We start from the raw sequence: 21313 nt of genomic DNA, 5'->3' as shown, positions 1-21313 counted from the left end.
GCCCGCCCCAGGGGGCGGGCCCGGTCGCGGTTTCGGTGCTTGCGGCGGCGGGACCGCGACACACGCGGACACCGTCGTGAGGGTGGCCGCCACCAGCCCGTCGGGGTCCGGTACCTGCACCTCGTCGGCCCGCGTGTCGCCCCTCGCCAGGCACGCCGGTCAGGCAGATCACCGTGCCGGGCTGGAGGACGATCGTGACGTCCGTCGGCTCAGCCGGGATCGGCGCAGAGTTGGGAGATCAAGGCGGTGCGGGCCCATTCTTCCCAGGCGTCCGGTGACCAGTCGCGGTCGCGGACGAAGATCAGGTAGAGCTGCGGGCTGAGCAGGCCGAACAGCAGATCCGCCGCCATCTCGATGGAGAGGCCGGGACGGGTGTCGGGCTTTCCGGCCAAGGCTTCGGCCGCTGCGTACTGCACTGTGTAACGCGGGTCGGGGCCGTCGGGCCACTGTGCGGCGATCTCGGGGTCGGTGGCCGCGGCAGCCGCGATCAGCGGCATGATCGGGGCGACCCGGCCCAGGATCTCGCGGGTGCCGTGGACGTGCGCGCGCAGTTGCCCGGCTGCGGTGGGTTCGGCGCATGCGGCGCGGAACCACTCACGATCCATAGTGGCGATCGGCTCAGTGTCCCCGGCGATGGACGTGTCGACGACGTCCTTGAACAGCGTGCGCTTGTTGCGGAAGACGAAGTAGACAGTCTGGACGGCCACGCCCGCCTGGTCCGCGACCTCCTGCAGGCTCGTCGCCCCGTAACCCTGCGCGACGAACAGCTCGCGAGCCGCCGCGACGACCTTTTCACGGGTGCGGCGTGAGCGCTCGGCTCGCTTGTCCGGTCGCTTGACGGTGTCCATATGGCGAGCCTATCTTTAGAGCACGTCGCTAGAGTTGAACTCTATATTCTTGGAGGACGTCATGGGTCAGCCCAACGCCACCCAGAAGCCAGAACCGGACCTGGCCTCAGCGCAGCGAGACCCGGAGGAGGAGGCCGTCCACCGCGCGCTGGAGGGCTACTACCGCACCGGCAAGCCGCCGTGGGACACCGGCGTGACGCCACCCGAGTTGGTCGACCTGGTGGAGGGCCACGCGGCGCTGCCGCCCGGCCGCGCCCTCGAACTCGGCTGCGGCACAGGCACCAACGCCACCTACCTCGCACGGCACGGCTGGGAGGTGGCGGCCGTCGATCTGATCGACCGCGCCGTCGACCACGCCAGGGAGAAGGCCGCGGCGGCGGGAGTGACGGTACGGGTGCTGCACGGAGACGCCACCCGCCTCGACGAACTGGACGTGCCGGGCCCCTTCGACCTGTTCTTCGACCTGAGCTGCTACTGCGGGGTCCCGCTACACCGCCGCGACGCCTACGCCGCCGGGCTCACCCACCGCGCCGCTCCCGGAGCACTGTTGCTGATGTTCGGGTATGGCCCCGAGCCGCTCGGCAATCCGACCCACGAAATCACGTCATGGGCGGCAGGCGTCACAGCCGACGAGCTCCGCGCCAGGTTCCCCGGCTGGGAACTGCTCGACGTCACACCGGGCACCAACTCCGTGCCGACCTTCTGGTTCACGCTGCGCCGCGACGCCTAGCCCAAGCCGTATCGGCGAACAACAACCCCACCCCGTGTGGCGACGAGTGCCCCCGGACCGCGTTGACGATCATCGACGGCGCGGCGCGACAAGTCCCGACTCGTACGCCCACACGACAAGTTGGGCGCGGTCACGACAGTGCAGCTTCGTCATCGCCCGGTTCACGTGTGTCTTGGCGGTCAACGGGCTGATCACCATCCGCAGGGCGATCTCGTCGTTGCTCAGCCCGCCCGCGACCAGCTCCACGATCTCCTGCTCGCGTGCGGTCAGCACGTCACGCCCGGCCGCCGGCTCGGCCGGCGGTGGGCCGGACACGAACTCGCTGATGAGCGTGCGCGTCACGGCCGGTGCGAGCAGGGCGTCGCCGCGAGCCACGACGGCGACGGCCTGGAGCAGGTCGGCCGGGTCCGCGTCCTTGAGCAGGAAACCGCTGGCACCCGCGCGGAGGGCGGCGAAGACGTACGAGTCGAGCCCGTAGTTGGTGACGATGAGGACGTGGATCGCGGCGAGGTCGGGATCGGCGGCGATGCGGCGGGTGGCTTCGATGCCGTCGAGCCCCGGCATCTGCACGTCCATGAGCACCACGTCCGGGCGCAGACGTCGCGACAGGTGGACGGCGGAGGCGCCGTCGGCGGCCTCGCCGACGACCTCCAGGCCGTCCTCGGCGTCGAGCAGGGCCCGGAATCCGGCTCGCATCAGGGCCTGATCGTCGGCGAGCAGAACCCGGATCATCGCGACTCCTCCCTCCGGTCGGCGCCGCGACGATCCGCCGCGGACCGAGCTGGCTGGACCTCGCGCGGGGCGCGCGGTCGGGCCAACTCCGCGCCGCGCTGAGCTGGCTGGATCTCCTGCGAGCGCCCGGTCCTGTCGGGGCCGTCAAGCGGGATCGCGGCCCGTACCGTGAATCCGTGGTCGTCGTTGGCGGCGGCGCGGAGGGTGCCGCCCAGACCGGTCACCCGTTCCCGCATGCCGCGCAGGCCCACGCCCGGCGTCACCGGGTGAGCCGGTGAGGCCTGACCGTCGTCGGCGATCGAGAGGGTGAGCTGCGCCGGTGCGTACTCGACGTGGATGTGTGCGGTGGCTGGGCCGGCGTGGCGGGCCACGTTCGTCAGCGCCTCCTGGACGATGCGATAGGCAGCCTGGTCGATCTCGGCGGGCAGGTCACGGGCCGGACCGCTGACGGTGACCTGCACCGGTACGCCGACCGCCCGGGTCCGCTCGGCCAGCTCGTCCACCCGGGCCAGCCCGACGCGGTCGTCGTCGGGGGCGCGCAGGACGTCGAGGGTGGTGCGTAGTTCCCGCATCGCGGCGCTGCTTGCCTCCTGGATAGCCAGCAGCGTGGCCGACGGCTCGTCGCCGTGCTTGCGGGCCAGGTGCACGGCGATCCCGGCCTGCACCTTGATCACCGAGATGCTGTGGGTCAGCGAGTCGTGCAGGTCGCGGGCGATGCGCAGACGCTCCTCCCCGGCACGCCGCAACGCCATCTCCTCGCGTGTGCGTTCGGCCTCGATGGCCCGCTGTTCGACCTGCTCCAGGTACGCCCGGCGTTGCCGGCCGACCAGTCCGGCGACGTTGGCCGCAACGAACCATCCCAGCAGCAGGGCCGTCCGCTCGACGATCAGCTGGTTGGGCCGGTCGACCGCCGCCACCGAGACGTCGCGGGCCAGGAAGCCACCGAGGAAGGCGAGGCTGGCCACGGCGGCGGCCGCCCGGCGACTCCGCCAGGCGGCGACGTAGACCACGCCGAGGACGGGAAACGCGGCGGAGACCCCCGAGTGCACCCGGATGTGCAGGGCCAGCATCGTGGCGGTCACCACGCCCAGCGCGACCACCGGGTACCGCCGGCACACCGCCAGGCCCGCGGCCATGGCGACGACGAGGACGACGTCGAGGGCTCCGACGGTCGCGGCGTCCGGCGCGAGCGCGGCGTTGCCGAGCAGGAGGCCGCCGAGGGCGAGGCCACTGAGGGCGTACGGCAGGTCGCGGCGCATGGTCGCACTGTAGAACGGCAGTCGTTCGTGGAGCATCCCACGCGCGCGGTAGATCGGGCGTACCACGGCGGTGGTATCGCGTCGGGGCAAGTGTCTGCGGCCGCACGACGTTTTCCCAGCCCGCCACGGCAAGCATCGAGCCCATGACATATCGCTTCTTCACCCCCGTACCCACGAAGGCGGCCACCGGGCGCACCGCCGACGTCTACCAGCAGTCGCGCGACGACTTCCTCGGGCCGCTGCCCACCTTCCAGGTGCTCTCGGCCGTGCCGGAGGTGTTGGCCGCGACCTGGTCGCTGCTTCGTGAGGCCCTGCTCGCCGGGGACGCGTCCCGGGTCGAGCGCGAACTCGTCGCGGCGGCCGTGTCCCGGGCCAATCGCTGCCAGTTCTGCGTCGACTCGCACGTGCTGCTGCTGCACGCCCTGGGCGAGCACGGGCTGGCCGAGGTCATCGTCCGGGGCGGGACACCACCCGACCCGAGGCACGCCGAACTCGTCCGCTGGGCCCAGGCCAGCCGCAGCCCGCGCGCCGCCGACTGGAGCAGCGCGTACCGCCCGGAGGTCACCGGCACCCTGCTCGCCTTCCACTTCATCAACCGGATCGTCTCGGCGTTGCTCGACGAGGATCTGCTCCCCGGCGGCCTGCAACGCTCCCCGCTGGTGCGGTCGGTCGGGGGCCGGCTGTACGCCCGGGCGGCCCGGGAGCGGAAGGAGCCCGGTCGTAGCCTGCCGCTCCTCGACGCCGGTACGACGTCGCCGCCGGCCTGGGCGGGGGACAGCCCGGTCGGAGTGGCCTACGCGTCGTTGCGGGCCGCCGCCACCCGGGGCGGGGACCTGCTGGGCGACGTGGCCCGCCAGACCGTGACGGCCACCGTGCGCTGGGAGGACGGGCGGTTCCCGGCCCGGCCCGCGGACTGGGCCGTCGACCTGGTCCGGGACGTGCCCGGCAGGGACCGCATCGGGACCCGGATCGCGTTGCTGGCGGCGTTCGCGCCCAGCGCGATAAGCGTGGGGGACGTCGCCCTCTGGCGGCTGTCGCACCCCGCCGACGCCGACCTCGTCCGGCTGGTCGCGTACGGGGCGATCACTGCCACCGACCACGTCGCCCAGGCCCCGGCCTCGGCGCACCTTCAGGAGGGTCACCATGCGTAAGGCATTCGTCGTCAGCGCCTCCCTGCTGCTCGCCGCGTTCGCCCTCCAGTTCGTCTTCGCCGCCGTGGGCGGGTTCACGAAGCCCGGGGGCGACGGCGCCTACGCCCTGCACAGCGTCAACGGCATGGCCGTCATCCCCGTCCTCACCCTGCTCACCGCCCTGTTCGCCGCGCTGGCGAAGGCGCCCGGCCGGCTCGTCGGACTGGCGGTCCTGCCGCTCGGCCTCGTCGTCGTGCAGGCGCTGCTCGCCATGCTCGCCAACGCCTCCACCGACGCCGCCGGAGTCAGCACCGCGTTCGGCCTGATCCTCGGCGGGTTGCACGCGCTCAACGGCATCGTCGCGGTGCACGTCGTGGTCGGCGTCCTTCGGGCAGCGCGGAGGCTGGGCGGCCCGGCGCCGGTGGGCCACACCCGCGAGGCCGTCCGGGAGGGGGAGCCGGCATGACGACCGGCTCGCTGCTCGTGGCGGACCTCGTGCTCACGGTCCTCGCCGCCGGCGGATGGCTGGGCGGCGGCGCGGCGGCGGCCGCCCGGCGGCGTCCACTCGCACGCGGGCTGGCCGCCGTCGCGCTGCTCGCCACGGTCGGCCGCGCGATCACGGTGGTGGCGCTCGCCCGCGCCGGCTGGTGGTTCGCCGCCGAGAAGGTCCTCATCGCCGGACCCCTGTCGCTCGCGGCGGTGGTCGTCGCCGGGCCGTGGCTGCTGCGGGCCGCGGGCGACGGCCGGCCCGTCGCGGTCCCGCTCCTCTTCGCCGGGTACGCCGTGAGCGGCGCCCTGCTGGTGACGATCCTGCACGGCTATCCGGCGTCGGCGTCGGTGGGGCTGCTCGCAGTCGCCGGGGTCGGCGCGGCGACGGCTGTCTCGTGGCGCTTCCTCGACGCCCGGCCGTCCCGGACGGCGTCCCGGGCGGCAGTCGTGGTGACTGTCGCGGCGCTGCTGGCCGGGACCGGGCTGGCAGTCGCCCCGGGCGCCGCGCCCGCCGTACCGCACGATCATGGCTATCCGCAGGTCCGGACCTCCGACGAACCCACCCGGCGGTTCACCCTGACGGCCGGGACCGCCACGGTGCGCGCGGCGGGCCGTGACGTCGCGGCGTGGGCGTTCAACGCCCAGGTGCCCGGGCCGGAGCTGACCGCCACCGTCGGCGACGTCGTGGAGGTGACGTTGCGCAACCGGGACATCGGGCGGGGCGTCACAGTGCACTGGCACGGGTACGACGTGCCGAACAGCCAGGACGGCGTACCCGGGGTGACGCAGGCGGCGGTGCTGCCCGGCCAGGAGTTCGTCTACCGGTTCCGTGCCGATCAGGCCGGGACGTACTGGTACCACACCCACGCGGTGTCCGACGTCGGTGTGCGGATGGGCCTCTACGGCGTCCTGGTCGTGCGCCCGGGGCCGCCGACCGGCGTCGACGTCACAGTGCCTGTGCACACCCTGGCGGGTCGTCCGCTGCCCGCGGCGAGAGCGGAGCGGGTCGAGGCCGGCGTACCGGTACGGCTGCGCCTGATCAACACCGACAACACGACGCACCGTTACGCCCTGGCCGGGACCGCCTTCCAGGTCGCCGCGATCGACGGCGTCGACCTGCGGGGTCCGACGCCGCTCGCGGACACCGCCGTGCTGATCCCGGCCGGGGGCCGCTACGACCTGGTGTTCACCGCGCCGGCCACGCCGGTGGCCCTGTTCGTCGACGGACGGACTGTCTACTCCACCGGTGAGGTGTCGACGGCGACGGGCGGGTGGCCCGTCCTGGACCCGTTCACCTACGGTGCGCCGGCGCCGGCGCCGTGGACCCGGTTCGACAGGGAGTTCACCCTCGTCCTCGACCGTGGCCTCGACCTGCACGGACTGCTCCCGCGCTACGCCCACACAGTGAACGGCGCGGCCGATCCGGACATCCCGCCGCAGGTCGTCCGCCGAGGCGACGTCGTCCGGTTCACGATCGTCAACAGGTCGCAGACCGTGCACCCGTGGCATCTGCACGGCCACCACGTTCTCGTGTTGTCCCGCACTCGGAGGGCGGCGGTCGGTAGTCCGTTGTGGCTGGACTCGTTCGACGTCCGTCCGGGGGAGGTGTGGGAGGTGGCGTTCCGGGCCGACAACCCGGGGATGTGGGCGAACCACTGCCACAATCTGGGGCACGCCGACGCCGGGATGACGCTGCACCTGATGTACTCGTGATCTCCCGCGCCGTTGCCGGTTTCGGCCCGACCCTGGCGGGAACCCGTCGCGCCCGTACAGCAGAGGCAGGCGACGAAGAGGTGGTTATGACCCTGGCCAACCCGGCTCCCGACTATTTCCAGCCCGAAGACGGCATGTTCCTGGCGACGCTGCTCATCGTCCGTGACATCGATCGGTCGCGGGAGTACTACGAGCGCGTGTTCGGGGCGACGTGCGTTCACGACGCGAACCCGTTGATCATGAGGTTCTTCAACAGCTACATCATCATCAACGTCGAGGGTGGCCCGACTGACGACAAGCCGACGGTCCAGGCCAAGGCCCCGGCCGACTCCAACACCCTGAGCTGCGCGATGAACGTCCGGGTCCGGGACATCCGCGCGCTCTACACCGAGTGGAAGGCCCGTGGCGCGGATTTCCTCACCGAGCCGAAGGACCACGGCACGGAGATCCGCTGTTACCTCCGCGATCCGGACGGCTATCTGGTGGAGATCGGACAGGGCCTGTAGTGCCGGCGGAGTCGCACCGCGGGCCGGATCGGGCCGGCGCGGCACCCGGCCCCGTCGCGTGGCGGCGGGGCCGGGTGCCTGTGTGTGCGGAGTCGGTCGGGATCAGCCGGTGGCGCAGCTGATCGTGGGCCAGTTCCAGTTGCCGTTGGCCATGACCGTTATCCCGAAGTTGTTGCCGTTGCCGTTCGGCCTGGCGGTGACGGTTCCGCTGGTGCCGCTCACGGAGGCGTTCCAGCTGTTCTGGATGCTCTGGCCGCCGCCGAGGCCGAGGCTGACGACCCAGTTGTTGGTGCCGCTTACCGCGACGTTGAGATTGAAGCGGTCGCCCCACTGCTGACCGGCGGAGATCGTCGCGTTGCAGGTGCCGGTCCCGGGGTTGCCGGTGGTGGGGTTGGAGGTGGGCCCGGATGTCGGGTTGCCGCCGCTGCCCTCGCGGACGGTGACGTCGGAGCTGCCGCTGCTCTGGTAGCCCTCGGTGGCCATGATCTGGTAGGCGTGGTTGGTGCCGAGGTTCAGGCCGGCGCGGGCCCAGGCGTCGAAGTGGTTGGCGGTGGTGATGGTGCCACTCGAACGCTTCTGCTGGCGGACGCTCCAGTACTGGTAGAACGTCTGGTTGCCGTCGATCGATGGCGCGTTGGTCCGCAGGCTGCGGAGGATGTCGTAGGTGCCGCCGTCGGTGGTCACCGTGCCCATCCGCTGGGCGCCGTTGCTCGGGTTGTAGCTGCCGAAGTTCTCCACCACGTAGTACTCGATGAGCGGGTTGCGCGTCCATCCGTACAGGGCGAGGTAGGTGTTGTTGTTGCCCGGGTTGTAGCTGGCCGAGTAGCTGACCGTCCGCCGCGAGCCGGTGGCCCAGCCCTTGCCGCCGACCCAGTTGTTGGTGCTGCGGTCCCAACTGCTCGAGTACCGGCCGTCGGCGCGCAGCGTCATGCTGGCGTTGCCGCCGTCCTTCCAGAAGGAGAAGTAGTAGCCGTTGTGCGTGCCGGTCAGGCTCGAGGTGAGCGTCCGGTCGGCCTCGGCGTACGCGTTCGTCGCCGTCACCGTGCCGGCGACGGCCAGGACGGCGGCGCACGCGGCGCCCAGGAGCAACCGGATGCGGCCGCGCCTCCCTGGCCTGGTGGGGGTGTGGCTGGTGTCGGTCATGTGGGTGGTTCCTCCTCGAAACGGCCACGGCGTCGTGCCGCGTGGTGGTGGTTGGCCGGTCGTCCTGCACGACGACCGGAGGAGTGGGCCGTGGTGGCTGGTGGTGACGGCAATTGAGCGTCGTCGATGGCGACCGTATTAACCCGGTCGTCGACTTGTCAACAATTTCCGGAAACGCGGTGGCAACACCGCTTCTGCTCCCCGCCTCCGGGAGGGCGTGTCGAGCCAGGTCAGTAGTTAATCGGAGTTCGGCATCGTCATACCAATGCCCGCGCTCACGATCTCGACCCGATGGCGGACCGCCGAAATTTCCGAGGACTTTTCGGGGGTCGGTGGCTGTGGAGAGTGGGCCCGGAGGGGGGTTCACCGCCACGCCGACGTGCCGGAAGGGATGAAACTTGATTCGTTCCAGAAAAGTGAGCTAGTGTTCGTCGGGTGACGGTCGACTTCGAGGCGCAACTGCGGGCCGCCTCGCTGCGCGTGACCCGGCCCCGACTGGCCGTGCTCGCGGCCCTGCGCGACCACCCCCACGTCGGCACCGACGCGGTGATCGCGCTGGTGCGGGCCGAGCACCCCACGGTGTCCCACCAGGCGGTGTACGACGTGCTGCGGGTGCTCACCGACGCCGGTCTGGTCCGCCGCATCCAGCCGGCCGGAGCCACCGCCCGCTACGAGTCGCGGGTCGCGGACAACCACCACCATGTCGTGTGCCGCTCCTGCGGCGCCATCGCCGACGTCGAGTGCGCCGTCGGCCACGCCCCCTGTCTCACCGCCTCGAACGACCACGGGTTCGTGGTCGACGAGGCGGAGGTCGTCTACTGGGGCACCTGCCCCGGTTGTGCGGCCGCTCGCACCTCCCAGTGATCCGCCAGTTCGGAAGGAAGTACATGAGCGACACCCAGGACAACGGCCCCACCAGCGCGCAGGGCGTGGACCAGAAGGCCGCGGCCGGCTGCCCGGTCGCGCACGACTCGGTGACCGCGCACGGCAGCGAGAGCGAGAACCCGGCGATCGACTCGCCCACCCCGAAGACCGGCGGTCGTCCGCGCACCAACCGGGACTGGTGGCCCAACCAGCTCGACCTCTCGGTGTTGCACGCCCACTCGTCGAAGGGCAACCCGCTGGGTGCGGACTTCAGCTACGCCAGGGAGTTCGCCAAGCTCGACGTCGAGGCCCTCAAGCGGGACATCACCGAGGTCCTCACCACCTCGCAGGACTGGTGGCCTGCCGACTTCGGCCACTACGGCGGTCTGATGATCCGGATGAGCTGGCACGCCGCCGGCACGTACCGCATCGAGGACGGTCGCGGCGGCGCCGGCGACGGCGGTCAGCGGTTCGCCCCGCTCAACAGCTGGCCGGACAACGCCAACCTGGACAAGGCCCGCCGGCTGCTGTGGCCGGTCAAGCAGAAGTACGGCCAGCAGATCTCCTGGGCCGACCTGCTCGTGCTCGCCGGCAACGTGGCCCTGGAGTCGATGGGCTTCAAGACCTTCGGCTTCGGCTTCGGTCGCGAGGACGTCTGGGAGCCCGAGGAGATCTTCTGGGGCCCGGAGGACACCTGGCTGGGCGACGAGCGGTACGCCTCCGAGAAGGAGATGGCGGCCGGCGTCGGCTCGACCGAGATGGGGCTCATCTACGTCAACCCGGAGGGCCCGCGCGGTAACGCGGACCCGGCTGCCGCGGCGCACTTCATCCGGGAGACCTTCGGCCGGATGGCGATGAACGACGAGGAGACCGTCGCCCTCATCGCCGGTGGTCACACCTTCGGCAAGACCCACGGCGCCGCCGTCGCCGACAGCCACGTGGGCGCGGAGCCCGAGGGCGCCCCGCTGGAGGCGCAGGGGCTCGGCTGGCTGAGCACCCACGGCAGCGGCAAGGGCGCCGACACGATCACCAGCGGTCTCGAGGTGACGTGGACCGACGTGCCGACCCAGTGGAGCAACCGCTTCTTCGAGATCCTCTTCGGCTACGAGTGGGAGCTGACCACCAGCCCGGGTGGCGCGAAGCAGTGGGTCGCCAAGGACGCCGACGCGATCATCCCGGACCCGTTCGACCCGGCGAAGAAGCACCGGCCGACGATGCTCACGACCGACCTGTCGCTGCGCGTCGACCCGGCGTACGAGAAGATCTCCCGCCGCTTCCTGGAGAACCCCGACCAGTTCGCGTTGGCCTTCGCCAAGGCGTGGTACAAGCTGCTGCACCGCGACATGGGCCCGATCGAGCGCTTCCTCGGGCCGTGGGTGGCCGAGCCGCAGCTCTGGCAGGACCCGGTGCCGGCCGTCGACCACGAGCTGGTGGGTGACGCCGACATCGCCGCGCTCAAGGCGAAGGTCCTGGAGTCCGGTCTGACCGTCGACCAGTTGGTCTCCACCGCCTGGGCGTCCGCCGCGAGCTTCCGGCACACCGACAAGCGCGGTGGCGCCAACGGGGCGCGCATCCGCCTGGAGCCGCAGCGGAGCTGGGAGGTGAACCAGCCCGAGCAGCTCGCGTCGGTGCTGAGCACCCTGGAGGGCATCCAGCAGGAGTTCAACGCCGCCGGTGGGGCGAAGATCTCGCTCGCCGACCTGATCGTGCTGGCCGGTTCGGCAGCCGTCGAGAAGGCGGCGCGCGACGCGGGCGTCGAGGCGACCGTGCCGTTCCGGGCCGGCCGCACCGACGCGACCCAGGAGCAGACCGACACCGATTCCTTCCGGGTCCTCGAGCCGCGCGCGGACGGTTTCCGCAACTACCTGCGCGCCGGCGAGAAGACCCAGCCGGAGGTGCTGCTCATCGACCGTGCGTACATGCTGAACCTGACCGCGCCCGAGATGACCGTGCTCGTCGGCGGTCTGCGGTCGCTCGGCGCCAACACCGGCGGCAGCCGGCACGGCGTCCTCACCGACCGGCCCGGTGTGCTCAGCAACGACTTCTTCGCCAACCTGCTCTCCCCGGGCACCCGGTGGAGCGCGTCGAAGTCCGACGAGCACGTGTACGAGATCCGGGACCTGGGCACCGACGAGGTGAAGTGGACCGCCAGCGCGGTCGACCTCATCTTCGGCTCCAACTCCCAGCTGCGCGCCCTCGCCGAGGTCTACGCCAGCCAGGACGCGCGCGACAAGTTCGTGCACGACTTCGTCGCGGCCTGGACGAAGGTCATGGAGCTCGACCGGTTCGACCTCGTCTGACCCTGCGCTCACCGACGAGCCCCGGCCGATCCGTCAGCGATCGACCGGGGCTCGTCCGCGTTCTGCCACCGGACGCGCGTCCTGACCCGGTGATGCCGGGCCAGGAACTTGTCCTCGGCCGCGCGGTCACGGTTGCCCACCTCGCGCAGCATCCCGCCGTGTTCGGTGGTGTTCCGTCGGCGGCGCGCGGTTCGAGAGGCCGGTGAGTGTCCGACGAGTTTGCGATGCTGTGGCCGTCTATCTGCCGACAACACCTGACGTGAAGGAGCACACGCGATGGCGAAGGTCATCTCCACGCTGTTCATCTCGGCCGACGGCGTGGCCGAGATCGACCCCGACTGGCACTTCCCGTACTTCGACGACAACATGGGCCGCGCCGTCACCGAGGACTACGACACCTCCGACGTGCTGCTCATCGGCCGGGTGACCTACGACAGCTTCGCCGGCGCCTGGCCCGACCGGGAGGCGGCGGGCGGCGAGGACGCCGGGTTCGCCAAGCAGCTCGGTGACGTGCGCAAGGTGGTCGTCTCCCGCCAACCACTGGAGTTCTCCTGGCGCAACTCGGAGGTCGTCGACGGCGATCTGCCGGCGGCCGTCGCCGCGCTCAAGGCCGACGCCGGTATCAAGGGCATCCTCATCCCCGGGTCGATCTCCGTGGTGCAGCAGCTCCTCGCCGCAGGGCTTGTCGACGAGCTGCGTCTGCTGGTGCACCCGGTGGCGGCGCGTAAGGGCCGCCGGCTGTTCGACGACGGCGACACGCCGTACCACCTGCGGGTGACGGCGAGCGAGGTCTTCCCGACGGGCGTGCTCCGCGTGATCTACGCGCCGACCGACGCGCCAGGCGCAGCCGGCTACGACGACGCCAAGGAGCAGCTGTCCGCGGGTAACTAGGCGATACCGCCGCGCGGCGACGGCGTGCCTCCCACGGAAGCACACCTCGCCGGCCGCCTGGCCGGAGCCGGCCTCGTCGTCGCCGCGCGACGAGGCCGGCCCGATCTGTCCGGCCCGTGGACGGGTTGCAGTCCTGGGCCGGTCGCGGTCAGGCGATCGTGCAGGCCGCCCCGTTGAGGGTGAACGAACCCGGCCGGGCGGTGTTGCCGGTGTGCGTGGCCTGGAAGCCGATGGTTACCGATCCGTTCGGTCCGATGCTGGCGTTGTAGGCGACGTTCCTGGCCGTCACCTGCCCCGACGCGGGGGAGTAGGAGGCGTTCCAGCCCGAGGTGATGCTCTGCCCACCCGGCAGGGTGAAGACGAGCGACCAGCCGTTGACGGCGCCGGTACCAGTGTTGGTGATGGTGATGTTCTCGGTCAGGCCGGTGTTCCAGGCGTTGATGGCGGCGCTCACCCGGCACGCGCCGGACCCCGGCGGCGGCGTGGGCGTGACGGTCGGGCTGGGTGTCGTGGTCGGGCTGGGTGTCGTGGTCGGGCTGGGTGTCAGGGTCGGGCTGGGTGTCGTGGTCGGGCTGGGCGTCGCGGTCGGGCTGGGCGTCGCGGTCGGGCTGGAGGTCGCGGGCGGCGCGGTCAGGCCGAAGAAGGCGACCGCGGCGGCAGCCATGCCGCCGGCGGGCAGGCTGTGCCCGGCGCCCTGGATGCTGTACGCCTCGACCTGGACGGTCCCGTTCGCGTCCGCGTACCGCCGTCGGTTCCAGTTGGTCTGCGGCGTGTCGGTGGAGGTGGGTGTCTGGCTGAGCCCGAACACGTCTGTCCACTGCTCGATCGTCTCCTGAAGCAGCGAGTACGGCACGAGGGTGTCGCTGGTGCCGTGCCACAACTGCACGCGCGGGCGGGGTCCGGAGTAGCCGGGGTAGGCCTGGCGGACCGCGTCACCCCACTGCTGCGGGGTCCTGTTCATGTTCCCGCCGGTGCACTGGCTGCTCGTGGGTGGGTAGTCCGCCGCGTTGGCGAAGCAGTTGTAGGGGACTCCCATGAACGCCGCGCCGGCCTTGAACACGTCGGGGTAGAGGGCCAGCATGTGGTTGGTCATCATGCCGCCGGAGGAGCTGCCGGTGGCGTACACCCGGTCGGGGTCGGCGCCGTACTGCTGCTGCGCGTAGCGGACCATCGAGATGATCGACACCGGGTCGCTGCCGCCACCACGGCGCTTGGCGGCATCCGACCAGGTGTCGAAGCAGTTGCCGAATCCGGCCTGCTGGGTCGCGCTCGGGTAGATGACGATGAATCCGTACCTGTCGGCCTGGGCGGCGAACTCGCTGCCGGAGTAGAAGCCGGGGCCCGACCCTCCACAGCCGTGCATGGCCACCACGACCGCGGGCCTGGTCGGGCGGGTGTCGGGCACGTAGACGTGCATGCGCATCCGGCCCGGGTTGTCGCCGAAGGCTGTCACCTCGGTGAGCGACGCGGCGTACGCGGGCTGGAGCGTGGGTGCCACCAGGGCGGCCGCCGCCAGCGACGTGACCAGGCCGAGCAGCAGTTTCCTTCGGATCTTCACGGGGACGACTCCTTCGATCACCTGTGCGGGTTGCGTGTGGTCGCGCGGCGGTCACGGGTACGCCCGACTCCCGTGGTGATCGCGCCTCGCCCACTACGTGTGCTCGCCCTTGCCCGGCTCGTACGGCGTCGCGTAGCAGATAGTGTTCCTCGCGGTCGCCCAAGTGTCAATCGACGTACCTCAATTCCTGGCTCGGTGGTGCCCACCGCGACGGGCCCGGCGGCCAGGCAGGCCGTCTACAGTCGGTGGACCGTCCCTGAGCCGAGCCGGGAGCGCCCGTGGCAAGCCCCTTCACCATCGAGGAGATCTATCCCGACGACGGGGACGACGCGCCGCGGCTGCCCCGACGGCAGGCAGGCAGCTCGCCGCAGGATCTCGCGGTGACCCTGCTGGCCGACTACACCCTGCGGCACCGCGCGTGGATCCCGTCCGCCGCCCTCGTCGCGCTGCTCGCCGAGTCCGGGGTGAGCACGGCCGGCGCGCGTGCCGCGATCAGCCGCCTGGCCCGTCGCGGCGTGCTGGAGGGCAGCCGGGAGGGGCGGCGCAGCTCCTACCGGATCAGCCGCGCCGCCGCCGCGAACCTGTCCAGCGGAGGCAGTTGGATCCTGGCCGCCACCACCGAGGTCGCCGCGTGGGACGGATGCTGGACGATCGTCGCCTTCTCGCTGCCGCAGGATCGCAGCACCCAGCGGCGGGCCCTGCGTGGCCAACTCCGCTGGCTCGGGTACGCGCCGTTGTACGACGGGCTGTGGATCTCGCCGTACGAACTGAGCGCGCTGGGCAGGGCGCAGCTCGCCCGGTTCACCCTCGGCGCCGTCACGGTGTTTCGCGGGCCACAGGCCGCGCTCGACGTGATCGGCCAGCGCGCTCCCATCGACGCCTGGGACGTCGAGGCGATCGGTAGGCACTACGAGGAGTTCCTGCGACTGTGGACGCCCCTGGTGCCGAGGCTGCGATCCGGGGGCGTCGACGGCACGGCGGCGGTGCGGGCGCGTACCGAGGTGATGGACACCTTCCGACGGTTCCCCACCCTCGATCCCCGGTTGCCGCTCGACCTGCTGCCGGCCGGCTGGCTCCGACAACCGGCGCGGGACCTGTTCGAGGCCGTCTACGACGGCCTCGCCGAACCTGCCGCGCGCCACGTCCGGTCGGTCGTCGCGCGGTTCGCCGACGGCACGCAGCCCGGCATCCAGGCGCACACCACCGCCGACCTCCTGGCCGGGGTACGCGATGCGGAACCGGCTCCGGACCGGGGCGGCGGGTCGGCGGCGGTCGAGAGCTGCGCGACCTGAACGGTGGCCGGCGGGGTCTGCCCACCGGCGGCGAGGTGTGTACCTTGTGGAGAACGCGCAGCGCTGGGGAGGCCGGATGACGTCACACGGTGCAGACCTTTCGGCGGCCGAGCGGATCGACACCTCCGTCGCGCACCCGGCCCGCAGGTACAACTACCTGTTGGGTGGCAAGGACAACTTCGCCGCCGACCGGGAGTCCGGCGACGCGCTCGCTGCCGCGATGCCCACCATCCGGCTCTCCGCCGTGGAGAACCGGATGTTCCTGCAACGCGCGGTGCGCTTCCTGGCGCAGCGTGGCGTCCGGCAGTTCCTGGACATCGGGACCGGCATCCCGACCGCCGACAACACCCACGAGGTCGCCCAGGCCATCGACCCGTCGGCACGGGTGGTCTACGTCGACAACGACCCGATCGTCCTGGCCCACGCCCGCGCGCTGCTGTCCAGCACCCCCCAGGGGCGGACGGCCTACCTCGACGCCGACCTGCGGGAACCCGACTCGATCCTCGCCCACCCGGATCTGCGTACGACACTGGACCTGACCCAGCCCGTCGCGCTGATGCTGGTGGCCATCCTGCACTTCATCCGCGACGACGAGGACCCCAAGGGCATCCTCGATCGGCTCATCGCGGCGCTGCCGTCCGGCAGCTACGTGGTCGCCTCGCACGTGACCTGGGAATACCTGCCGCCCGTTGTCACCGCCCAGCTCGAAGCCAACAACCGCGACGGCCGTTTCCGGGCCCGGAGCACCGAGCAGTTCACGGCGCTCCTCGACGGGTTGGAGCTCGTCGAGCCCGGCATCGTGTCCGTGGCGCGGTGGCACGCCGACGACGCGCCGCAGCCGCGTCCGTCGGTGCAGGACGTGTCGTTCAACGCCGCCGTCGCCCGGGTCCGGTGACGACGACCGCCACCGGAGCCGGTGCGACTGTCGCTCAGCGGGTCTTCTTCGTCGGCCGTTTGCGGGGCGGCGTCAGCAGGTCGGCGATCGCCGCGATCGCCGACGGCACGATGCGGTAATACGCCCAGACACCGCGCTTCTCGCGCTCGATCAGACCGGCCTCGGTGAGGATCCGCAGGTGATGACTCACGGTCGGCTGAGAGAGGTTGAGCGGCGCGGTGAGGTCGGTGACCGAGGCCTCGCCCTCCGGGGCGGCCTGGATCAGGCTGAGCAGGCGCAGTCGGGCCGGATCGGCGAACGCCTTCAGCACCCCCGCGAGCCGCTCGGCATCCGCGCGTTTGATCGGCTCACCGGCGAGCGGTGAGATGGCAGGCATGGCAGTCTCGGCAGTTCCCACGACAGCCATCGTTCCACCTACCTGGGGAATTGAGCAGCGGAACCGGACAAATCCCCGAGCCGATGATGTGCTGTCCGCAACACCAGCGGCTCGGGGCGGCTTCCGTGCCGGCGAAATCGTTCCCGGGGGAGAGCTGTCTCAGGGCAGGTTGATCGTGTACTCGGCGGTGTGGACCTTCCCGTCGACCTGGAAGTCGAAGAAGGCCCGGTACCGGCCGGAGCTGGGGACGGTCAGCCAGAACGCGACAGCGCCGTCGACGAGATCCTGCTCCGGGTGGACGTGCACGTACCCGAGGTCACCCTCGCGAACGACGACCAGGTGCCCGTACGCGCCCAGGTACCGCTGCGGCTGGGCCGGCCCGGCGGCGTCGGTGCGCGTGAGCTGGAACCGCACCGGTGCCGTCACCCCGGCCGTGGGCGTCCCGGTCATCGACACCGTGAACGGCCCGGCCGTCGCCTGCGCCTGAGCCGGTGGCAACGCGGCCGGGGCGTACGCGCCCGGCACGTGGTGGTCGACGCCCAACACGAGGGGCACCTGTCGACCGTCCGGGGCGGCGACGGAGAAGTCGGCGAAGACGCGGTAGCCGCCAGGCCGGGCCAGGGTCAGCGGGACGCTCCAGGTGCCGTCGGGCGCCATCGTCGGGTGCAGGTGCTGGTAGCCGCCCAGGTCGCGCCCCACCACGATCAGGTGCAGCGGCTTCTCGTGCACGACGGCGAACCGCGTCGCCGGCTGCCGGTCGGTCCCGACGATCCGGAACCGGTAGTCCGCGCGTACACCTGGCGGTTGGGTCCGCTCCAGGGGCTGCAACGTGTAGCCGCCCGCGCTCACCGTCGTCCCGGTCGCCAGCGTCTCACCCGCGCTGACGTCTCCCGGATGCGAGTGCGGGCCGGTCCCGGGCGCGTGGTCGTGCCCGTTCCCGGCCGACAGGGCTTCCCCGGAGCCGGCCGGCACCCCGGCGGGGGCCGCGGGCCGGCGAGCGTCACCGGCCGGCGACGCGCCACCGGCGCCGATGCGGGCGAGCCCGAAGCCGGCCAGCAGGGCCATCACCAGCCCGCCGACGAGCAGCGCCAGATGGGTGTTGGTCAGCCGTGACCCGCGTACCGCAGTGGTGTCCTGCGTCTCGGGCTCCGACCGCTCGGCGGGCGACGCGTCCTCAGGTGTGGCCAGGGCCTGCGCGGACGGCGCCGGCCGTGGCGCGGCCTCGACCGCGACGGAACTCCGGGCGGCGGCGAGCGCGCCGCTCCCACGTGCCGCCGGCACGGCGGCGCCTCGCTGCCGGCCGCCGGAACCGGTGGCCGCGCGACTGCCGCCGGTGGTCGCCGTGCTCCTGCCGGTGGTCGCCGTGCTCTTGCCGGTGGTCGCCGTGCTCTTGCCGGTGGTCGCCGTGCTCTTGCCGGTGGTCGCCGTGCTCTTGCCGGTGGTCGCCGTGCTCCTGCCCGCGACGGGCTTGCGTGCCGAGGAAGCGACGCGACCACCCCGGCCGGCCGGAGCCTTCGACGCGCGGGCCCGACCGGGCGGTCCACTGGCGGGGGACGTGCGACGACGCCAGACGACGAATCCCGCCACCGCCGCCAGAACCGCGACCGCCCCGCCGATCCAGACAAGCGCGCCCGGGCCGCTTCCCTCATCCGAGGGCGCGGCGGGGGCCGCCTGCGGTGTGGCTGGTGATCCCGCGGGCGCCGCCGAGGCCACCGGCTCCTGCCCCGAGGACGCGTGCCTGTCGATGGCGGCGATAAGCGCGGGGTCGGGCTGCTGGGTCGGCGGTTGCCAACCCTGCGGCGCCGTGGTCGCACGGCCGGTGTAGCGGAACGTCATCGTGCCGCGCACCGCGTCACCGTCGGAGGCCAACGACAGGTAGCTCACCGAGTACTGGCCGGCCGCCGGCAGGTGCGCGACCGACACCACCGCCGGAAACCCAGTCGCGTACTCGCGTGGCTGGAACTGGCCGTCGACCAGGAAGTACTCCCGCACCGGCTTGGTCAGCGCCTTCGGCTCCCCGTACGCCCAGCCGTTGTCGACGCGGACGCCGTTCGGCGCGGTGATCGTGAAGTAGGCGTTGGCGCCGACCTTCTCCGTGAAGTACAGCGCCACCGACGTCAGCGGCTCGCGCACCGTGGCGCCGCTCTCGGGAGTGGACATCGCGAGCGTCCCGTGAGCTGCGGCGGGCTGAGCGGACGCGAGGAGGGTGACCGCCGTGGCGAGGACGAGCGCGAGCAGGCCCGCAACCGGCCGGCCGACGCTCTGAGGGAGACGACGCATCTGAATATCCTCACCGGGGTGAGGCTTTCTTCACAAGGAGCTGATCTTTTTTCACGCCGGGCAAAAGGTGGTGTCGCACCGCGCGCTCGGTCGGCCGACGCCGTGAGGGGCCACGACCGTCGCCGCGCCACCTCGGCCCCGGGTCCCGCGGACGCGTGGCCCGGGGCCGTCGCTCAGCAGGTCGCGGGTGGAATGCTCTGCTCGTACTGGACGACGTTGTAGATGAGCCTTGTTGTCCGGAAACCCGGTCGAGTGATCGCGGTGATCGGCCGGCATCGCACGGTGGTGATCCTGGAGACGTTCGCGGCGTACGCGGCAGTCGCCCTGGCCGACGCCCCGCTCGCATCGCGTGCGCCGACGCCTGCCTCGGTGAGGAGATGGTCGCCGACCTGACCGTGCACGTCGTGCGGCGACGAGTGCGCCCGGCCCGCCGGCGCAGGCGGTTGCCGGCTTCCCGTGCCGGTCCGTCCGCCCCGTCGGAGGTCGTCGGACACCGGCTCCGGTCCTGCGTGGCGCCCGGGCCGACGCCACGCAGGACGGTCGCGGTGTCAGCCGGCCGTACAGGAGCGGATCTGCGGTCGAGCGCCGCTGTTGCCGTTGAACATCGTGGTGAAGCCGAACGTGTTGCCGCTGCCGTTGGGACGTACGGTCATGACGTTGCCGCTGCTGTCCCAGGTGGCGCTGCCGTTCCAGATGGTGGAGACCTTCTGCGGGGCGGTGAGGGCGACGACCACGGCCCAGGTGCTGGCGCCGCTGACGGTGACCGAGGTGTTGTACCGGTCACCCCAGACGTTCGTCGTCGTCGCCGTCGCGGTGCAGCTGCCGCCGGACGGCGGCGGGGTCGTGCCGGTGGGCGGTGGAGTCGTGCCGGTGGGTGGCGAGGTCGCGCCATCGGGTGCGACCGCGCGACCCGTGGACGGCGAGATCATGCCGGGGCAGAGGTTGCGGCTGGTCAGGTTGGCCACGATCTGGCCGATGGCGTCCCGGGTGTTCTGGATCCCGTCGTGCATGAGGATGACCTGGCCGGCTTGGAGACGGCTGGCGTTCGACACGATCTGGCTGACGCTCGCGCCGTTCCAGTCCTGCGAGTCGACATCCCAGATCACCTGCCGCATCCCGAGCGACGAGGCGACCGACTGGAGGGTCGAGTTCGTTTCGCCGTACGGCGGCCGGAACAGCTGCGGCCGGCTGCCGGTCGCCGACTGGATCGCCGAACTCGTCTGGGACAGGTCGGACTGCATCTGCGACTGACTCATCGACGTCATGTGGGCGTGGCTCCAGCTGTGGTTGCCGACCCACATGCCGGCGGCCACCTGTGCCTGCGCCGCCGACCTGTTGTTCTGCGCGTTCTGCCCGATGTTGAACATCGTGGCCCGTACGCCGTTGGCGCGCAGCACGCTCAGCAGGGCGCTGGTGCTGCCGGTCGGACCGTCGTCGAAGGTGAGGCCGACGTAGCCGTTGCAGGTGGCGGCGCTCGACGGTGTCGCGGTGGCCACGACCACGATGCCGCACGTCGCGACGGCGGTGGCGAGGATGGACAGCACCGCACGGAGTCGCCTCGACCGTACGAGCGTGCCAGCGGAGACAGTGCTCATCTGTGCTCCTTCTACCGGCCCGGACGCGCCCCGACAGGCGAGGGCAGCCGGTCCGGTCCGGGCGTGTGGGTGGTGGGTGGTGGGTGGGGAGATCAACGGAAACCCGCCGGGAGCGAGATTGCATCGATCGGAATGGATCGGAGTATTACAGCGGGAATTCCGCAGCGTCAACAATTTCCGGAACCCCTGCCGATGGGCATCGGTGGTCGCCCTCGCGGCCAGGCCCGACCCGGAGCAGCCAGGATGCTGCCGCGATGACGCTCCGACACCCGTAACAGAGGCGGCCTCGCCTCTCGATCCGGGCGAGCCATGACGCCATGATCCGGAAACCTCCCGGAACTATCGGCGTGGATCCGACCGATCGGCTGAAGGCTTCGTCGAAGGCTCCGTCGGTCCGCGGGTTGATCACGCTTCCGGCCAGGACCAACAGGTCGCCCAGGGGAGCGGCAGCCGGAGAGTACGTTCGCAACGTTTCCGGTAAACGTTGACAGCGCGCCGATGTCCTCCCAATACTTTCGCCATCGACAGACCGGGACGGGTGTCGATGTGGGTCGCTCGTGGCGACCTGGCCTGCCGGGCGGCGACGGCAGACGGCCGGACGTTGGCAGACGGTCTTCCGCAGGGCGAGCCGACCGTCGGCCGGACCGCCCCGCACGGCGGTCCGGCCGACGGGGTGGATCACCGCGGTCACGACGCGGTGGCGGCGTGTCCT

19 protein-coding genes are annotated in these 21313 nt (G+C 71.5%); 11 read left to right on the top strand and 8 right to left on the bottom strand.

The features are described 5' to 3' along the window. Positions 1–209: 209 nt before the first annotated feature. The gene (locus OOJ91_RS07415; RefSeq protein ID WP_266243829.1) at positions 210–848 is read right to left on the bottom strand and encodes a TetR/AcrR family transcriptional regulator; all 639 of its coding nucleotides are present in this window, start codon (positions 846–848) and stop codon (positions 210–212) included. A gap of 61 nt (positions 849–909) precedes the next feature. Between OOJ91_RS07415 and OOJ91_RS07410 the strand changes: the two genes are divergently transcribed. Further along, positions 910–1578, top strand: a complete 669-nt coding sequence (locus OOJ91_RS07410) for an SAM-dependent methyltransferase (RefSeq protein ID WP_266243827.1) — start codon at positions 910–912, stop codon at positions 1576–1578. Between the two features lie 69 nt (positions 1579–1647). Here OOJ91_RS07410 and OOJ91_RS07405 read toward each other — a convergent pair whose 3' ends face one another. Together OOJ91_RS07405 and OOJ91_RS07400 are read right to left on the bottom strand one after the other, a co-directional pair. After that, a complete protein-coding gene (locus OOJ91_RS07405) occupies positions 1648–2310 on the bottom strand; it encodes a response regulator (RefSeq protein WP_266243826.1) in 663 nt (220 codons plus the stop codon). Beyond that, complete coding sequence (locus tag OOJ91_RS07400) at positions 2307–3569, bottom strand: sensor histidine kinase (RefSeq protein ID WP_266243825.1); 1263 nt, start codon at positions 3567–3569, stop codon at positions 2307–2309. The genes OOJ91_RS07405 and OOJ91_RS07400 overlap by 4 nt, the downstream gene beginning before the upstream one ends. 143 nt (positions 3570–3712) lie before the next feature. Between OOJ91_RS07400 and OOJ91_RS07395 the strand changes: the two genes are divergently transcribed. From OOJ91_RS07395 to OOJ91_RS07380, 4 genes are read left to right on the top strand one after another with little or no spacing between them, the layout of a single operon-like run. Continuing rightward, positions 3713–4720 carry a carboxymuconolactone decarboxylase family protein gene (locus OOJ91_RS07395; RefSeq protein WP_266243823.1) on the top strand — a complete coding sequence of 336 codons (1008 nt, stop codon included), beginning with the start codon at positions 3713–3715 and terminating at the stop codon, positions 4718–4720. Beyond that, a complete protein-coding gene (locus tag OOJ91_RS07390; protein ID WP_266243821.1) occupies positions 4713–5165 on the top strand; it encodes a DUF6220 domain-containing protein in 453 nt (150 codons plus the stop codon). Before OOJ91_RS07395 ends, OOJ91_RS07390 begins: the two co-directional genes overlap by 8 nt. Beyond that, the gene (locus tag OOJ91_RS07385) at positions 5162–6901 is read left to right on the top strand and encodes a multicopper oxidase family protein (RefSeq protein ID WP_266243819.1); all 1740 of its coding nucleotides are present in this window, start codon (positions 5162–5164) and stop codon (positions 6899–6901) included. Before OOJ91_RS07390 ends, OOJ91_RS07385 begins: the two co-directional genes overlap by 4 nt. Then, a complete protein-coding gene (locus tag OOJ91_RS07380) occupies positions 6898–7407 on the top strand; it encodes a VOC family protein (protein WP_266243817.1) in 510 nt (169 codons plus the stop codon). Before OOJ91_RS07385 ends, OOJ91_RS07380 begins: the two co-directional genes overlap by 4 nt. 102 nt (positions 7408–7509) lie before the next feature. Here OOJ91_RS07380 and OOJ91_RS07375 read toward each other — a convergent pair whose 3' ends face one another. Next, positions 7510–8550 carry a glycoside hydrolase family 11 protein gene (locus tag OOJ91_RS07375; RefSeq protein WP_266243816.1) on the bottom strand — a complete coding sequence of 347 codons (1041 nt, stop codon included), beginning with the start codon at positions 8548–8550 and terminating at the stop codon, positions 7510–7512. A 435-nt stretch (positions 8551–8985) separates the two neighbouring features. On the opposite strand from OOJ91_RS07375, the gene OOJ91_RS07370 reads away from it, so the two are divergent. The 3 genes from OOJ91_RS07370 (at position 8986) to OOJ91_RS07360 (ending at position 12605) form a co-directional block, all read left to right on the top strand. Further along, positions 8986–9414, top strand: a complete 429-nt coding sequence (locus OOJ91_RS07370; RefSeq protein WP_266243814.1) for a Fur family transcriptional regulator — start codon at positions 8986–8988, stop codon at positions 9412–9414. A 23-nt stretch (positions 9415–9437) separates the two neighbouring features. Then, a complete protein-coding gene (katG, locus tag OOJ91_RS07365; protein WP_266243813.1) occupies positions 9438–11714 on the top strand; it encodes a catalase/peroxidase HPI in 2277 nt (758 codons plus the stop codon). Between the two features lie 276 nt (positions 11715–11990). After that, positions 11991–12605 (top strand): dihydrofolate reductase family protein, encoded by a 615-nt coding sequence (locus OOJ91_RS07360; RefSeq protein WP_266243812.1) that lies wholly within the window; start codon positions 11991–11993, stop codon positions 12603–12605. Between the two features lie 148 nt (positions 12606–12753). Here OOJ91_RS07360 and OOJ91_RS07355 read toward each other — a convergent pair whose 3' ends face one another. Continuing rightward, positions 12754–14163: an extracellular catalytic domain type 1 short-chain-length polyhydroxyalkanoate depolymerase gene (locus OOJ91_RS07355; protein WP_266243811.1), complete on the bottom strand. Its 1410-nt coding sequence runs from the start codon at positions 14161–14163 to the stop codon at positions 12754–12756. Between the two features lie 278 nt (positions 14164–14441). Here OOJ91_RS07355 and OOJ91_RS07350 point away from each other — a divergent pair, with 278 nt between their 5' ends. After that, positions 14442–15455 (top strand): PaaX family transcriptional regulator, encoded by a 1014-nt coding sequence (locus tag OOJ91_RS07350; protein WP_266243810.1) that lies wholly within the window; start codon positions 14442–14444, stop codon positions 15453–15455. A gap of 76 nt (positions 15456–15531) precedes the next feature. Then, a complete protein-coding gene (locus OOJ91_RS07345; protein WP_266243808.1) occupies positions 15532–16350 on the top strand; it encodes an SAM-dependent methyltransferase in 819 nt (272 codons plus the stop codon). Positions 16351–16384: 34 nt separating this feature from the next. Here OOJ91_RS07345 and OOJ91_RS07340 read toward each other — a convergent pair whose 3' ends face one another. Beyond that, complete coding sequence (locus tag OOJ91_RS07340; RefSeq protein WP_007461709.1) at positions 16385–16756, bottom strand: ArsR/SmtB family transcription factor; 372 nt, start codon at positions 16754–16756, stop codon at positions 16385–16387. Between the two features lie 129 nt (positions 16757–16885). Beyond that, entirely contained in the window at positions 16886–19006 is a 2121-nt protein-coding gene (locus tag OOJ91_RS07335) for a copper resistance protein CopC (protein ID WP_266243805.1), read from the bottom strand. 222 nt (positions 19007–19228) lie between these two features. On the opposite strand from OOJ91_RS07335, the gene OOJ91_RS07330 reads away from it, so the two are divergent. Continuing rightward, complete coding sequence (locus OOJ91_RS07330; RefSeq protein ID WP_266243804.1) at positions 19229–19399, top strand: hypothetical protein; 171 nt, start codon at positions 19229–19231, stop codon at positions 19397–19399. Positions 19400–19554: 155 nt separating this feature from the next. Here OOJ91_RS07330 and OOJ91_RS07325 read toward each other — a convergent pair whose 3' ends face one another. Continuing rightward, positions 19555–20601, bottom strand: a complete 1047-nt coding sequence (locus OOJ91_RS07325) for a polysaccharide deacetylase family protein (RefSeq protein ID WP_266243803.1) — start codon at positions 20599–20601, stop codon at positions 19555–19557. Positions 20602–21313 lie beyond the last annotated feature (712 nt).

The sequence above is a fragment of the Micromonospora lupini genome, from assembly GCF_026342015.1.
GTDB classification, from domain to species: domain Bacteria; phylum Actinomycetota; class Actinomycetes; order Mycobacteriales; family Micromonosporaceae; genus Micromonospora; species Micromonospora lupini_B.
Note: the sequence above shows the minus strand (reverse complement) of the source record. Positions and strands in the feature narration are given on the sequence as shown.